This is a genomic window from Pseudomonas sp. PDM01, from assembly GCF_014852325.1.
Classification (GTDB): Bacteria; Pseudomonadota; Gammaproteobacteria; order Pseudomonadales; family Pseudomonadaceae; genus Aquipseudomonas; species Aquipseudomonas migulae.
The window spans coordinates 597,332-612,583 of record NZ_JACVBK010000002.1 but is presented as its reverse complement, the minus strand read 5'-3'; the positions used below and the strand labels follow the sequence as shown (position 1 = coordinate 612,583).

The 15,252-nt window shown below is 59.8% G+C and carries 13 protein-coding genes; 10 read left to right on the top strand and 3 right to left on the bottom strand.

The features are described 5' to 3' along the window. Window positions 1-33: 33 nt before the first annotated feature. From IB246_RS07375 to aac(6'), 5 genes are all read left to right on the top strand, one after another. Window positions 34-999 carry an L-carnitine dehydrogenase gene (locus tag IB246_RS07375; protein ID WP_008044808.1) on the top strand — a complete coding sequence of 322 codons (966 nt, stop codon included), beginning with the start codon at window positions 34-36 and terminating at the stop codon, window positions 997-999. Window positions 1,000-1,135: 136 nt separating this feature from the next. Next, window positions 1,136-1,612, top strand: coding sequence for a thioesterase family protein (locus IB246_RS07370; protein ID WP_008044806.1), 477 nt, complete (start codon window positions 1,136-1,138; stop codon window positions 1,610-1,612). Between the two features lie 13 nt (window positions 1,613-1,625). Further along, window positions 1,626-2,789, top strand: coding sequence for a gamma-butyrobetaine dioxygenase (locus IB246_RS07365; protein WP_008044804.1), 1,164 nt, complete (start codon window positions 1,626-1,628; stop codon window positions 2,787-2,789). A gap of 372 nt (window positions 2,790-3,161) precedes the next feature. Beyond that, window positions 3,162-3,425 carry a hypothetical protein gene (locus IB246_RS07360; RefSeq protein ID WP_008033263.1) on the top strand — a complete coding sequence of 88 codons (264 nt, stop codon included), beginning with the start codon at window positions 3,162-3,164 and terminating at the stop codon, window positions 3,423-3,425. Window positions 3,426-3,479: 54 nt separating this feature from the next. Further along, window positions 3,480-3,926 carry an aminoglycoside 6'-N-acetyltransferase gene (gene aac(6') / locus IB246_RS07355; protein ID WP_008044802.1) on the top strand — a complete coding sequence of 149 codons (447 nt, stop codon included), beginning with the start codon at window positions 3,480-3,482 and terminating at the stop codon, window positions 3,924-3,926. Here the strand turns inward: aac(6') and IB246_RS07350 are convergent, their stop codons facing one another. Together IB246_RS07350 and IB246_RS07345 are read right to left on the bottom strand one after the other, a co-directional pair. Next, complete coding sequence (locus tag IB246_RS07350) at window positions 3,927-5,030, bottom strand: GlxA family transcriptional regulator (protein WP_008044799.1); 1,104 nt, start codon at window positions 5,028-5,030, stop codon at window positions 3,927-3,929. A gap of 518 nt (window positions 5,031-5,548) precedes the next feature. Further along, window positions 5,549-6,925, bottom strand: a complete 1,377-nt coding sequence (locus IB246_RS07345) for an L-serine ammonia-lyase (protein ID WP_008044797.1) — start codon at window positions 6,923-6,925, stop codon at window positions 5,549-5,551. Window positions 6,926-7,362: 437 nt separating this feature from the next. Between IB246_RS07345 and IB246_RS07340 the strand changes: the two genes are divergently transcribed. The 3 genes from IB246_RS07340 (at window position 7,363) to choV (ending at window position 10,411) form a co-directional block, all read left to right on the top strand. After that, on the top strand, window positions 7,363-8,313 hold the full coding sequence (locus IB246_RS07340; RefSeq protein ID WP_008044795.1) for a choline ABC transporter substrate-binding protein: 951 nt from the start codon (window positions 7,363-7,365) through the stop codon (window positions 8,311-8,313). Between the two features lie 77 nt (window positions 8,314-8,390). Further along, on the top strand, window positions 8,391-9,236 hold the full coding sequence (gene choW / locus IB246_RS07335) for a choline ABC transporter permease subunit (RefSeq protein ID WP_008033268.1): 846 nt from the start codon (window positions 8,391-8,393) through the stop codon (window positions 9,234-9,236). Beyond that, complete coding sequence (gene choV, locus IB246_RS07330; protein WP_008044794.1) at window positions 9,233-10,411, top strand: choline ABC transporter ATP-binding protein; 1,179 nt, start codon at window positions 9,233-9,235, stop codon at window positions 10,409-10,411. Before choW ends, choV begins: the two co-directional genes overlap by 4 nt. A 199-nt stretch (window positions 10,412-10,610) precedes the next feature. Here choV and IB246_RS07325 read toward each other — a convergent pair whose 3' ends face one another. Beyond that, window positions 10,611-12,560: a BCCT family transporter gene (locus IB246_RS07325; protein WP_223413660.1), complete on the bottom strand. Its 1,950-nt coding sequence runs from the start codon at window positions 12,558-12,560 to the stop codon at window positions 10,611-10,613. Window positions 12,561-12,939: 379 nt separating this feature from the next. Here IB246_RS07325 and betI point away from each other — a divergent pair, with 379 nt between their 5' ends. Next, a complete protein-coding gene (gene betI / locus IB246_RS07320) occupies window positions 12,940-13,533 on the top strand; it encodes a transcriptional regulator BetI (protein ID WP_008033272.1) in 594 nt (197 codons plus the stop codon). 107 nt (window positions 13,534-13,640) lie between these two features. Further along, a complete protein-coding gene (gene betB, locus IB246_RS07315; RefSeq protein ID WP_008044788.1) occupies window positions 13,641-15,113 on the top strand; it encodes a betaine-aldehyde dehydrogenase in 1,473 nt (490 codons plus the stop codon). Window positions 15,114-15,252: the final 139 nt, after the last annotated feature.

Here is a 15,252-nt window from a genome sequence, read left to right as displayed (position 1 = left end):
TACAAAGATCACCGAATTTTTTAGGAAGTTGCCATGACCTTCATCACCGAAATCAAAACCTTCGCCGCCCTGGGCAGCGGTGTCATCGGCAGCGGCTGGGTGTCCCGCGCCCTCGCCCACGGCCTTGATGTTGTGGCCTGGGACCCGGCGCCCGGCGCTGAAGCCGCGCTGCGCAAACGCGTCGCCAATGCCTGGGGCGCACTGGAGAAACAAGGCCTGGCACCCGGCGCGTCGCAGGATCGCCTGCGCTTTGTCGCAACCATCGAAGAGTGTGTTCGCGACGCCGATTTCATCCAGGAAAGCGCTCCTGAACGCCTGGAGCTGAAGCTGGAACTGCACAGCAAAATCAGCGCCGCAGCCAAACCAAATGCCCTGATCGGTTCCAGCACCTCGGGCCTGTTGCCAAGCGAGTTCTACGAGAGCTCGACCCACCCGGAACGCTGCGTCGTCGGTCACCCGTTCAACCCGGTTTACCTGCTGCCATTGGTGGAAGTGGTCGGCGGCAAGAACACGGCCCCCGAAGCGGTACAAGCGGCCATGAAAGTCTACGAATCCTTGGGCATGCGCCCGCTGCACGTGCGCAAGGAAGTGCCGGGATTCATCGCCGACCGTTTGCTCGAAGCGCTGTGGCGTGAGGCCCTGCACCTGGTCAACGACGGTGTGGCGACGACCGGTGAAATCGACGATGCGATTCGCTTTGGCGCGGGTCTGCGCTGGTCGTTCATGGGCACGTTTTTGACCTACACCCTGGCGGGTGGCGACGCTGGCATGCGCCATTTCATGGCACAGTTCGGTCCGGCGTTGCAGTTGCCGTGGACGTATCTGCCAGCACCGGAGCTGACCGACAAGCTGATTGATGATGTGGTGGACGGCACCAGCGATCAATTGGGCAAACACAGCATTTCGGCGCTGGAGCGCTATCGTGATGACTGCCTGCTGGCGGTGCTGGAGGCGGTGAAGACCACCAAAGAGAAGCATGGGATGGCGTTCGCCGACTAGCCCCCGCCACCACTTGTAGGAGCGAGGCTTGCCCGCGAAGAGGCCGGTACATCCGACGGATCTCTTGTGGCAGGAATACCGCCTTCGCGGGCAAGCCGTGCTCCTACAGGTTTCACCCATTTTCGGATATGACGACATGCCCGCACTGACCACCTACCAAACCCGAATCATCCCCGACTGGGTCGACTACAACGGCCACCTGCGCGACGCGTTTTACCTGCTGATTTTCAGCTACGCCACCGACGCGCTGATGGACCGGCTGGGCATGGACAGCAACAACCGCGAAGCCAGCGGCAATTCGCTGTTCACCCTCGAACTGCACCTCAATTACCTGCATGAAGTGAAGCTCGACGCCGACGTAGAAGTGCACACCCAGATCATCGCTCATGACAGTAAACGCCTGCACCTCTATCACAGCCTGCACCTGGTCGGTGACGACAAAGAGCTGGCGGGCAACGAGCAGATGTTGCTGCACGTCGACCTTGCCGGCCCCCGCTCCGCGCCGTTCAGCGAAGACACGCTGGGCAAGCTGCAAGCCATCGTTGCGCAACAAACCGACCTGCCCACCCCTGAGTACATTGGCCGAGTGATCGCTTTACCCCCAAAAAAATAACAAGGAGATCGCCATGAACACCGCCGCCGCTTTTGCTGACTTCCGTACTTATCCGTTGATCAGCGCGCTCAGTGGCGTGCAGGCCCTGGCGGATCGCGTTCTCGTGAAATGGGCCGATGACCGTGTCAGCCCCTTCCATCACCAGTGGTTGCGTGACAACTGCCCTTGCCCGCAGTGCGTCTACACGGTGACCCGTGAGCAGGTGCTGGAAATCGTCGACGTTGCGCCAGACCTGATGCCCGCAGAGACAAGCGTCGACCCTGAAGGTTGCCTCTGCATTCAGTGGCAGGACGGTCACCTCAGCCGCTTCGATCCAGGCTGGTTGCGGGCCCACGCCTATGACGACGAGTCCCGCGCCGAACGCCGCGCCGGCAAGCCAAAATCCCGCCTGTGGAAAAGCGACTTGTCGCTGCCGGTGTTCGATTATCAAGCGCTGATGGACGACAACGACGCCTTGTTGCAATGGCTGTTGGCGGTACGCGATATCGGCCTGACGCAAGTGCGCGGCGTGCCCACCGAACCCGGTTCGTTGAAGCTGATCGCCCAGCGGATTTCCTTCATCCGCGAGAGCAATTTCGGCGTGCTGTTCAACGTGCAATCCAAGGCCGATGCCGACAGTAACGCCTACACCGCTTTCAACCTGCCGTTGCACAGCGACTTGCCGACGCGGGAGTTGCAACCGGGGCTGCAATTTCTGCATTGCCTGGTCAATGATGCCGACGGTGGCGAGAGTATTTTCGTCGACGGTTTTGCCATCGCCCAAGCGCTGCGCGAGGAAGATCCCGAATCGTTCAAGGCCCTGTGCGAAATCCCCGTGGAGTATCGCAACAAGGACCGTCACAGCGACTATCGCTGCCTCGCGCCGGTCATCGCCCTGGATGCACTGGGGCAGGTGTCTGAAATTCGTATGGCAAACTTTTTGCGCGGGCCGTTCGATGCGTCGGTGGAGGAGATGCCCAGGTTGTACCGCGCTTATCGCCGCTTTATTGCCATGACTCGCGAGGGGCGGTTCAGGCTGATGCAACGGCTCAAGCCCGGGGAGTTGTGGTGCTTCGATAACCGTCGCACGCTGCATGCGCGCAATGCGTTTGAGCCCGCCAGTGGTGCCCGGCATTTCCAGGGGTGCTATGTCGATCGGGATGAGTTGTTGTCGCGGATCCTCGTGCTACAACGCTAGACCGTGTCATCGTTTTTCGCGGGCAAGCCTCGCTCCTACAAGGCTAGCGTGGCTTCTGTAGGAGCGAGGCTTGCCCGCGAAGGCGCCAGCACAGACACCCCCTATTCCCCGGATGCACAGGCAAAAAAAACCCCGATCAAGCCGTGACAGGATCGGGGCAGAGGTGGGTACTGTTGAGGAGCCGTTGCGCGAGGGTGACCAAACCTTCGTGAAGCCAGCTGAATCCAGTGTGCCCACTCTCCCCTCCCGCGAGTTAGCCGAAAACGACCTGTTCATAGGTATTGCGGCCATTGCGACAAATCGTCCTTGCCGACGCCAACGGCCCCTACGAGAATCGAACCACGACACCGTTCCCTGAAGAAGGATTGCGTCATGATGCACGCCGATTTGATTGACCAGGAAGACCTGTTGGGCCAGCTGAAATCGTTGGGCTTTCAAGTACCGAACGGCTCCACCGCCGAGCAGGCTTGCGAGTGCGCGGTGAGAGGATTGAACAACGAACGGGCGACCGTGCTGCGCACCATGGTCAAGCAGATGTACACCAGCAGCGCGACCATCCTGCCGGCAGTGCGTCAGGCTATCGACAAGCAGCTGCTGCCGGCATTGGCTGAATACCAACAAAGCCACCGCGCCTGACACGTCGGCGGTTTGCTAGAGTGGTGGCTTCCTGACCACCACGAGCGATCGCTGATGTTCCGAATCCAACACTGCCAGTCCGGCGAACAAGCGGGCTGGCTGCCTTTGCGCCAGGCACTCTGGCCTGATGCTTCGGAACAGGAGCATCGGGACGAAATCGCCGAACAGCTGCGTCAGCCGCAACGCTATATCAACTTCGTCGCCTACGACGCGGGTGAGCAACCCGTCGGCCTGGCCGAGGCCTCATTGCGCCACGATTACGTCAATGGCACCGACAGCTCGCCGGTGGTGTTCCTGGAAGGTATCTACGTGGTGCCGCAGCAGCGCCGCCATGGAGTGGCCGCACGACTGATCGAACACGTGGCGCAATGGGGACGGGTACGCGGATGCGTGGAAATGGCCTCGGACACCGACGTCGATAACCGGCCGAGCCAGGAGACGCACAAAGCGCTCGGTTTCGAGGAAACCGAGCGCGTCGTGTTTTTCAGGCGTCAGCTCTGATCAGAGCCTTACGCTGGCGAAGGTCGACTCGTTGCGCGCCTGACTCAATGCCGACAACGGCCCGGACAACGGCGACAGCACCAATGCTTGCGGCAGCGGCATCATCGCCACCTGTTGCGTGGTGTTGGAGCCTACGCGTTCGTCACGCGGCGGAATGCCGAAGTATTCGCGGTAGCACTTGGAGAAGTGCGGCGTGGACACGAAACCGCACACCGACGCCACTTCGATGATCGACATCGGCGTTTGCTTGAGCAACTGCCGGGCACGGATCAGACGCAGTTTCAGGTAGTAACGCGACGGCGAGCAATGCAGGTATTTCTGGAACAACCGCTCGAGTTGCCGACGTGACACGGCGACGTACACCGCCAGTTCGTCGAGATCGATCGGCTCTTCGAGGTTGGCTTCCATCAACGCGACGATTTCCTGCAACTTCGGCTGGTTGGTGCCGAGCATGTGCTTGAGCGGCACGCGCTGGTGATCTTGTTCGTTGCGGATGCGCTCGTAGACGAACATCTCCGAAATCGCAGCGGACAGTTCACGCCCGTGATCACGGCTGATCAGGTGCAGCATCATGTCCAGCGGCGCGGTGCCGCCGGAGCTGGTGAAACGGTTACGGTCGAGGGTGAACAGGCGGGTACTCATCGCCACACGCGGGAAAGCTTCCTGCATCGAGGCCAGACATTCCCAGTGCACGCTGCAATCGAAACCGTCCAGCAGGCCGGCGCATGCCAGGGCCCAGCTGCCGGTGCAGACCGCACCCAGACGCTTGGATTGACGCGCCTGGCTTTGCAGCCATGAGACGTGTTCGCGAGTTACCGTGCGCTGAATACCGATACCGCCGCAGACAATGATGGTGTCCATGGAAGGTGCTTTGTGCATGGAGGCGTCGGGGGTGATCTGCAGACCGTCACTGGCCCAGACCTGACCGCCATCGACGGTGAGCGTGGTCCAGCGATACAGCTCGCGACCGGACAATTGGTTGGCCATGCGCAGGGGTTCTACGGCGGAGGCCAGAGAAATAAGCGTGAAATTGTCCAGCAGCAGAAAGCCGATGGATTGAGGCGCACGGTTCTGGGGTTGAGCCCCGGAGTTGAACGACGTCATCGCGGTATCTCCTCACACAAAGCAGGTGATGGCCTCAGGCGGAGGCTCTTGTTATTGCCATCGTTCTCGCGTGGGAGACGGGCTTTGTAATGACAGAGCAATTGCCATGCCTAAAATTGAATACGCGTTCAATAACTCCTGAAAACGACGTCGCAGCCTGTCTATATAAGCCGCGTCACGAGTAGGGGTTATAAGTGGCATTCACAGGGGTAAGCGCTCTGCCGCGTTGCGTGTGAGCAAATCGGTAGCACTTGTGGGAACAGGCCTGCGACGACTTCGGAAAGAGTGTCACCGCAGGCACAGGGGACGGACGGTCAGGGCCAGGTTGGATCCCTGACGTGTAGCAATGCGCTTATCTGTAAGCGACGCGCCAAAACGTGGCGCGTTTTCAATACGGTGTTCACTTAGCGCGCAGTTTTGACTGGTCTGACGTCTTCGCGGGCAAGCCTCGCTCCTACAAGAGCACCGCACGATCCCTGTAGGAGCGAAGCTTGCTCGCGAATGGGATCGCCTCGGTCTCAGCACTCAACCGCACTAACCGCCAACCCGCCCCGCGATGTCTCTTTATACTTGTCATGCATATCCGCCCCGGTATCTCGCATGGTGCGGATCACCCGGTCCAGCGAAATAAAGTGCTGGCCGTCACCACGCAACGCCATCTGCGCCGCGTTGATCGCTTTCACCGCGGCAATCGCGTTGCGCTCGATGCACGGCACCTGCACCAACCCGCCGACCGGGTCGCAGGTCAGGCCGAGGTTGTGTTCCAGGCCGATTTCCGCCGCGTTGCACAGCTGCTCCGGCGTGGCGCCGAGAATCTCCGCCAACCCGGCCGCCGCCATCGCGCAAGCCGATCCGACTTCGCCCTGGCAACCGACTTCCGCGCCGGAGATGGAGGCGTTCTTCTTGCACAGAATCCCCACAGCTGCGGCACCGAGGAAATAGTCGACCACGTTAGCGTCCGTCACCACCTCGCTGAACTTCATGAAGTAGTGCAACACCGCCGGAATGATCCCCGCCGCGCCATTGGTCGGCGCCGTGACCATGCGCCCGCCGGCCGCGTTTTCTTCGTTGACCGCGAGGGCGAACAGGTTGACCCATTCCATCGCGCTCAGGGTCGAGCCGATGACGTTGGGCTTGTTCAGCTCCTGCAGGCTGCGGTGCAATTTGGCCGCGCGACGGCGCACGTTCAGGCCACCCGGCAGGATGCCTTCGTGCTTGAGGCCTTGCTCGACGCAATCCTGCATGGCCCGCCAGAGTTTCATCAGGCCGGCGCGGATTTCGTCTTCGCTGCGCCAGACCTTCTCGTTCGCCATCATCAATTCGGCCACGCGCAGGTTGTGCTTCTGGCAGAGGCTGAGCAGCTCGGCGGCGCTGGAGAAATCGTACGGCAACACCGTGCGATCCAGATCCACCACACCGCTGGTGGCTTGTGCTTCATCGACGACAAAGCCGCCGCCGACGGAATAGTAGGTTTCGCGATGCAGCTCACCGTCATCGCCTTCGGCGACCAGGGTCATGGCGTTCGGATGGAACGGCAGGTTTTCGTCGATCAGGCGCATGTCCCGCGCCCAGATGAACGGCACCGGCAAGCGGCCGTCCAGCAGCAGGGTGTGGGTTTCGCGCAGGGTTTCAATGCGGATGCCGATTTGCGACGGGTCGATCGCGTCCGGCCATTCGCCCATCAGGCCCATGATCACCGCGTTGTCGCTGCCGTGCCCGATGCCGGTGGCCGACAACGAACCATAAAGCTGGACCTCGACACGCCGCACTTGCTCCAAAAGCCCCTGTTCACGCAAACCTTGCACGAACAGCGCCGCGGCGCGCATCGGCCCCACGGTGTGCGAACTGGAAGGGCCGATGCCGATTTTGAACAGGTCGAAAACGCTGATAGCCATTACTGCCGAACTCCTGGATATGCCAACTCCGGGCGCAAAAGCGCCCGGTGACGGAGCTGCTACGCTCAAGCTGCAATCCGCCGGTATGGCTGCATCATCAGGCTTTTACCGTGTCGCTCGACGTCCAGTACCGACGCACTCTTGTCCACCAGCGCCGTGTGCGTTTTACGCTGCTTTTTCGCCGTTTTTTTGCGGCTCAGGTGGGCAAACGGGGCTGAAAAAATCTGTAAACGACGTCACCGACACTGGATGCGACCATCCCTGTACTGGATACGACGCACCCTGTAGGCGTCAGATTTTCACTGGTACATGATCGTATCGACTCGATTGCAAGGCGCCGTGGTAGAGCTGTCTCCAAAACGCCATCCAACCGCAACCTATAAGTGCGGTGGTCCACAGTCGGAACACTGCCAAAAAAAACACCAAGGAGTCCATCCATGAAAGGTTCCCCGTCGTTGTTGTTGGCCGCCATGCTGAGTCTGCCGTTACTGGCTCAAGCCGCAGAACCCGCTCAGTGCAGTACCGTAAACTTCTCCGATGTCGGCTGGACTGACATTACTGTCACCACCGCCACCACCAGCGTCGTGCTCGATGCCCTGGGCTACAAAACCAAAACCACAATGATTTCCGTGCCGGTGACCTACAAGTCGCTGGCCGACGGCAAGAACATGGACGTATTCCTGGGTAACTGGATGCCGACCATGGAAAACGACATCAAGGCCTACCGCGACGCCGGCACCGTGGACACCCTGCGTGCCAACCTCGAAAACGCAAAATACACACTCGCCGTCCCGGAAGAGTTGTATAACAAAGGTCTGAAAGATTTCGCCGACATCGCCAAGTTCAAGAAAGAACTCGACGGCAAGATCTATGGCATCGAACCGGGTAACGACGGCAACCGTCTGATCCAGAGCATGATCGACAAAGACGCCTTCGGCTTGAAAGCCGCCGGTTTCAAGGTGGTCGAATCCAGCGAAGCCGGCATGCTCTCGCAAGTCGATCGCGCCCAGCGCCGCAACACCGCCGTGGTGTTCCTGGGCTGGGAACCGCACCCGATGAACACACGATTCAAGATGAAGTACCTGACTGGCGGCGACGAGTTCTTCGGCCCCAACTTCGGTCAGGCGACCATCTTCACCAATACCCGCAAGGGTTATGCCCAGGAATGCAGCAACGTTGGACAGTTGCTGAAAAACCTGGTGTTCACCCTCGACATGGAAAGCACGCTGATGGGCAACGTCCTGGACGACAAAATGAAGCCTGACGCGGCCGCCAAGGCCTGGCTGAAGAAGAATCCACAGGTGCTCGATACCTGGCTCGCTGGCGTGACCACCATTGACGGTAAACCAGGCCTGGAGGCCGTTAAAGCCAAGCTCGCGCAGCCTTGAATTAAGAAGCACCGCTTACGCCGGGCGGGCTCGCCCGCCCGGGCTGTTTATTTCCTTGCATGCGGACGTTCACTACCATGCTGATTGATCAGAAAATACCTCTAGGCCAGTACATCGCGGGCTTCGTTGAATGGTTGACGCAACACGGCGCCAACACCTTCGACGCAATCGCCGTGTCACTGGAAACGATGATCCACGGCGTGACTTTTGCGCTGACCTGGTTCAACCCGCTGGCATTGATCGGCCTCATCGCGCTACTGGCACACTTTATTCAACGAAAATGGGGGCTGACTGCTTTCGTCATCGCTTCCTTCCTGCTGATCCTCAATCTGGGGTACTGGCAGGAAACCATGGAAACCCTAGCCCAGGTGTTGTTCGCCACCCTGGTCTGCGTGGTCATCGGCGTGCCGCTGGGCATCGTCGCCGCGCACAAACCGATGTTCTACACCCTGATGCGTCCGGTGCTCGATCTGATGCAGACCGTACCGACCTTCGTTTACCTCATTCCTACCCTGACCCTCTTCGGTCTGGGTGTGGTCCCGGGTCTGATCTCCACGGTGGTGTTCGCGATTGCCGCGCCTATCCGCCTGACCTACCTGGGTATTCGCGATGTCCCGGAAGAATTGATGGACGCAGGCAAAGCCTTTGGCTGCTCGCGACGTCAGCTGCTCTCACGGATTGAATTGCCCCACGCCATGCCAAGCATCGCGGCCGGTATCACCCAGTGCATCATGCTGTCGTTGTCGATGGTGGTGATTGCGGCACTGGTGGGCGCCGACGGCCTGGGCAAACCCGTGGTCAACGCACTGAACACTGCTGATATCGCCCTGGGCTTCGAAGCAGGCCTGGCGATCGTATTGCTGGCGATCATGCTCGACCGTATCTGCAAACAACCCGACGCTAAAGTAGGGGGTGACGCATGAGCATTATTCGCTTCGAAGACGTCGACGTGATCTTCACCAAAGATCCGCGCGAAGCCTTGAAACTTCTCGACCAGGGCATGACCCGTAACGAGATCCTGAAAAAGACCGGGCAGATCGTCGGCGTCGAAAAGGCCAGCCTGGATATCGAGAAAGGCGAAATCTGCGTGCTGATGGGCCTGTCCGGCTCCGGCAAATCCAGCCTGCTGCGTTGCATCAACGGCCTCAACACCGTGAGCCGTGGCAAGCTGTTCGTCGAGCACGAAGGCAAGCAGATCGACATCGCTTCCTGCACCCCGGCGGAACTGAAAATGATGCGCACCAAGCGCATTGCGATGGTGTTCCAGAAATTCGCCCTGATGCCATGGCTGACGGTGCGCGAGAACATCAGTTTCGGTCTGGAAATGCAGGGTCGGCCGGAGAAGGAACGCAAACGACTGGTCGATGAAAAACTTGAGCTGGTGGGCCTGACCCAATGGCGCAACAAGAAACCCAACGAGCTTTCCGGCGGTATGCAACAACGTGTGGGCCTGGCCCGAGCGCTGGCGATGGACGCCGACATTCTGCTGATGGACGAACCGTTTTCGGCCCTCGACCCATTGATCCGCCAAGGCCTGCAGGACGAACTGCTGGAGCTGCAAAGCAAGCTGAACAAAACCATCGTCTTCGTGAGCCACGACCTCGATGAAGCACTGAAGCTGGGCAGCCGTATCGCGATCATGAAAGACGGTCGGATCGTCCAGTACAGCAAGCCGGAAGAAATCGTTCTCAACCCGGCGGACGACTATGTGCGGACCTTTGTCGCCCACACCAACCCGCTGAACGTTTTGTGCGGTCGCAGCCTGATGCGCACCCTGGACAACTGCAAGCGCATCAACGGTTCGGTCTGCCTGGATCCGGGTGGCGATTCGTGGCTGGACCTGGCGGAAGGCAACACCATCAAAGGCGCACGCCAGAACGGTGCGAGCCTGGACCTGCAGAACTGGATCCCGGGGCAAGCCGTCGAAGGCCTGGGCCGTCGTCCAACGCTGGTGGACTCCAACATCGGCATGCGCGATGCGCTGCAGATTCGTTATCACACCGGCAACAAACTGGTGCTGCACGACAACAACAAAGTGGTCGGGATTCTCGGCGACAGCGAGCTGTATCACGCACTGCTCGGCAAGAACCTGGGGTAAGGCAACACACACAAAAACGCCGCGACAGGATCGCGGCGTTTTTGTTTGTGGATATCGGGTGATGCAGTGTTGAAGTTGAAGCCCCCATCGCCAGCAGGCTGGCTCCCACATTGAAATGCATTCTCTTGTGGGAGCCAGCCTGCTGGCGATAAAGGCGACGCGGTGCTTCAGACTGAAACACCGCGTCACTTACAACTTATTAGCTATAAACCCGGCCAAGGAGCTGCCGATGGCTTTCAAACTGATCGAGCACGTCACGAGTGATCTGATCCTGAGTGAAGCCCATCAGGTCGTAGTCCTGGCTGCCATTGTGCAGGTACACCTCGGCGCGGTAGTAACGGGCGCGAGGTTCATCGGCACTTTCAGCCGACACCGTGTCGCTCGCCGCTGCCAGATAGCCGTCCAGGCTCACTTCGTAGACAAAAGGGTTACCCTCTTCCATCTCGATGCGCACGCCCATGCAACGCTTGGACTTGCCCAGCAACGTTTGCACGTCCAGGCCTTTACCACGCAATTGCACCACGGCCTCTTCCAGCGCCGGGCTGACTTGCTTGTCCATGAAACGCTGAACGATCGACTGGTTCGGTTGCAGGTCCAACTGAGTCAGACGCTCGCTGAAACCACGACGACCGCGCGCCGCCAGTTCCGCTTGCTCCTGTTCGATCTGCACGTCCTGGCGCATGGCCTTGTGCAAGCCGAACATGAAGAACACCAGCACCACCGAGAACGGCAGACCGGCCAGCACCACCATGGTTTGCATGGCTTCGAAGTTACCGGCGAACAGCAGGCCGATGGTCACCAGGGTGATCACAACGGACCAGAAGATCCGCAGCCAGTGCGGCGCATCTTCGTCGACGTTGCCGCCCTTGCACGAAAGGTTGGCCATCATCACCGCGCCGGAATCCGCCGGGGTCAGGAACAGCACGAAACCGACGAAAATCGACACGCCGATCACCACTTTCGACGCCGGGTAATGCTCAAGCAACTGGTAGATCGCCATGGACGGCTGTTGCAGCGCCGTCTTCCCGAGCTCCACCGCCCCATGGTTCATCACCAGGTCCAGGGCCGAGTTACCGAAGATCGACAGCCACGCCAGGGTGAAACCCAGCGGAATCAGCAGCACGCCGGCCACCAGTTCACGCACGGTACGACCACGGGAAATACGCGCGATGAACATGCCCACGAATGGGGCCCAGGAAATCCACCAGGCCCAGTAGAACAGAGTCCACAGGCCCAACCAGCGGTCGGACTTCTCACTGTCGCCTTCGTACACATAGAGGTCGAAGGTCTTCAGCACCACGCCGTTCAGGTAGTCGCCGACGTTTTGCACGAAGCCGTTAAGCAGGTGCAAGGTCGGGCCGAACAGCAGCACGAAAATCAGCAGGCCGCTGAACAGCACGATGTTCAGGTTGGACAGACGACGGATGCCGTTTTCCACGCCGGACACGGCGGCGATGGTCGCCACGGTGCTCATCACGATGATCACGATCAGCAGGTTCGTATTGCTGTGTTCCATGCCGAACAGGTTTTCAAGGCCCGACGACACTTGCAGCGAACCAATCCCCAGGTTCGTCACCAGACCCAACAGGGTCACGAACATGCCGAAGCCGTCCACCGCGTGACCGGCCGCGCCTTTGACCCAACGCTCACCGACCAGCGGATACAGCGCCGAACGCAACGCCAGCGGCTGGTTGTGGCGGTAAGCAAAGTACGCCACGGCCAGGCCGACCAAGGCGTAGATCGCCCAGCCGTGCAGGCCCCAGTGCAGGAAGGTCAGCTGTACCGCCTGACGCGCGGCCAGGTTGCTGGCCGAAACGCCTTCCGGCGGGTTGAAGTAGTGGTCCAGCGGCTCGGACGCACCGAAGTACAACAGCGAGATGCCGATACCCGAGGAGAACAGCATCCCCGCCCAGGCGCCGTAGCTAAAGTCCGGGGTATCGTCCTTGCTGCCCAGTTTGAGCTTGCCGTAGGACGAAAACGCCAGGCCGACCACAAATACCAGGTAAGCGGCGATCACCACCATGTAGTACCAGCCAAAGCTGCGGGACAGCCACGCCTGGGCGATACCGAGCAATCTGCCAGCCTCTTGCGGGGCAATGATCAGAATGGCGGTCAACAGCAGAATCAGCGCGGTAGAGGTGTAGAACACCCAACCGTTGACCGTCACCTTCTCGGGCGGGGTCTTTATTAGAGAGGCAGAACTCATGGCACAGATGCTCCAGGCAGTGCGAGAGAAGAACACAAGGCAGCGCGTTACCCGACCAATCGGTTAGTTGGCAGCCGACCGGCGGGTGATATAAAGACAACCCGAAAAAAGCCCGAAACCCTTAAGCACCAGTGCGTAGGGGTTTCGAGCCGTTTTGGATGTCGGGTTATCGCCATTTACACGTAGGAAAAACCTGTAAGCAGCGACGATTTGTCGCAGATCTTATTCTTTGTTGATTGAACGTTCAATCAAAACAAAATAGACTGGCCCTCAATCCGATAGACGTTTTGCGTCTGCCGGAAGGCCTAAGGAGATGTGCAAGATGCCCAAGGTCGGTATGCAACCCATCCGCCGCCAGCAATTGATCGAAGCCACCTTGCTGGCCGTCGATCAAGTCGGAATGGGGGACGCCAGCATTGCGCTGATCGCCCGTTTGGCCGGTGTCTCGAACGGCATCATCAGTCACTATTTTCAGGACAAGAACGGCCTGATAGCTGCCACGGCGCAGTACCTGATGAGTGTCCTCAGCGAGAACGTCACCGCGCGCCGTCAGGCGCTGACAGATGCCAGCCCGCGGGCGCATCTGCAGGTGATCATCGAAGGCAACTTCGACGCCAGCCAGGTCAATGGCCCGGCAATGAAAACCTGGCTGGCCTTCTGGGCCACCAGCATGCACCACCCGTCTTTGCACAGGTTGCAGCGGATCAACGATCACCGTCTGTATTCCAACCTGTGCTGCCAGTTCCGCCGCGTATTGCCGCTCGATGACGCGCGCAGTGCAGCCCGGGGCCTGGCAGCGTTGATTGACGGTTTGTGGTTGCGCGGCGCGCTGTCGGGAGATGCTTTCGACACGGAACAGGCGCACCGGATCGCTTACGAATACATGGATTTCCAACTGGCCAAGCAGGTGAGTTAGAGCACACATAAAACGCTCAACCCCTGAACCGCCACTGACCAGCGTGCCAGCGCTACACGGCACGCCCAGTGGTCAACGCCAACCACTTATGCACTTGCGAGGACACTATGGCCCGTTTCGAACTGCAAAAACTCTACATCGATGGCGGTTACTCCGACGCCAGCAGCGACGCCACTTTCGAAGCCATCAACCCGGCTAACGGTGAAGTCCTCGCAAAAGTACAGCGTGCGACCAAGGAAGACGTTGAGCGCGCTGTAGTCAGCGCCGAAAAGGGCCAGAAAATCTGGGCTGCAATGACTGCCATGGAGCGTTCGCGCATCCTGCGTCGCGCCGTTGACATCCTGCGCGAGCGCAACGATGAACTGGCCGCCCTGGAAACCCTGGACACCGGCAAGTCGTTCTCCGAAACCAAGTATGTCGACATCGTTACCGGCGCCGACGTGCTGGAATACTACGCAGGCCTGGTCCCAGCCATCGAAGGCGAGCAGATCCCGCTGCGCACCACTTCGTTTGTTTACACCCGTCGCGAGCCGCTGGGCGTCGTGGCCGGTATCGGCGCGTGGAACTACCCGATCCAGATCGCCCTGTGGAAATCCGCGCCTGCCCTGGCGGCCGGTAACGCGATGATCTTCAAGCCAAGCGAAGTCACTTCCCTGACCACGCTGAAACTGGCCGAGATCTACACCGAGGCAGGCCTGCCAGCCGGCGTGTTCAACGTATTGACCGGCAGCGGCCGTGAAGTCGGCACCTGGTTGACCGAGCACCCGCGCATCGAAAAAATCTCCTTCACCGGCGGCACCGACACCGGCAAGAAGGTCATGGCCAGCGCTTCCGCTTCGTCCTTGAAAGACGTGACCATGGAACTGGGCGGCAAATCCCCGCTGATCATTTTCGACGACGCCGACCTCGATCGCGCCGCCGACACCGCGATGATGGCCAACTTCTACAGCTCCGGCCAGGTCTGCACCAACGGCACTCGCGTGTTCGTACCGAGCCACCTGAAAGCCGCTTTCGAAGCCAAGATCGTTGAGCGCGTTGCGCGCATCCGCGTCGGCAATCCGGAAGACGAAAACACCAACTTCGGCCCGCTGGTCAGCTTCGCCCACATGGAAAGCGTGCTGGGCTACATCGCCAAAGGCAAAGAAGAAGGCGCTCGCGTGCTGTGCGGCGGCGGCCGTCTGACCGACGGCGAATTCGCCAAAGGCGCGTTCGTCGCACCGACCGTGTTCACCGATTGCACCGACGAGATGACCATCGTTCGCGAAGAGATCTTCGGCCCGGTGATGGCGATCCTGACTTACGAAACCGAAGAAGAAGTGATCCGTCGTGCCAACGACACCGACTTCGGCCTGGCCGCGGGCGTCGTCACCAAGGACCTGAACCGCGCTCACCGCGTGATTCATCAACTGGAAGCCGGTATCTGCTGGATCAACGCCTGGGGCGAGTCCGACGCGAAGATGCCGGTCGGCGGCTACAAGCAATCCGGTGTGGGTCGTGAAAACGGCATCAGCTCGCTGAACAACTTCACACGCATCAAATCGGTACAGGTTGAGCTGGGCGATTACGCCTCGGTGTTCTAAGGCGGCATCTGCTTCGCCTGCGAGGCCGTCATCGCCAGCAGGCTGGCTCCCACAGGAGTACGCATTCCAATGTGGGAGCCAGCCTGCTGGCGATCGAGTGCGCAGCACTCGCCAGACCTGACCATATTTAAAGAGGGTG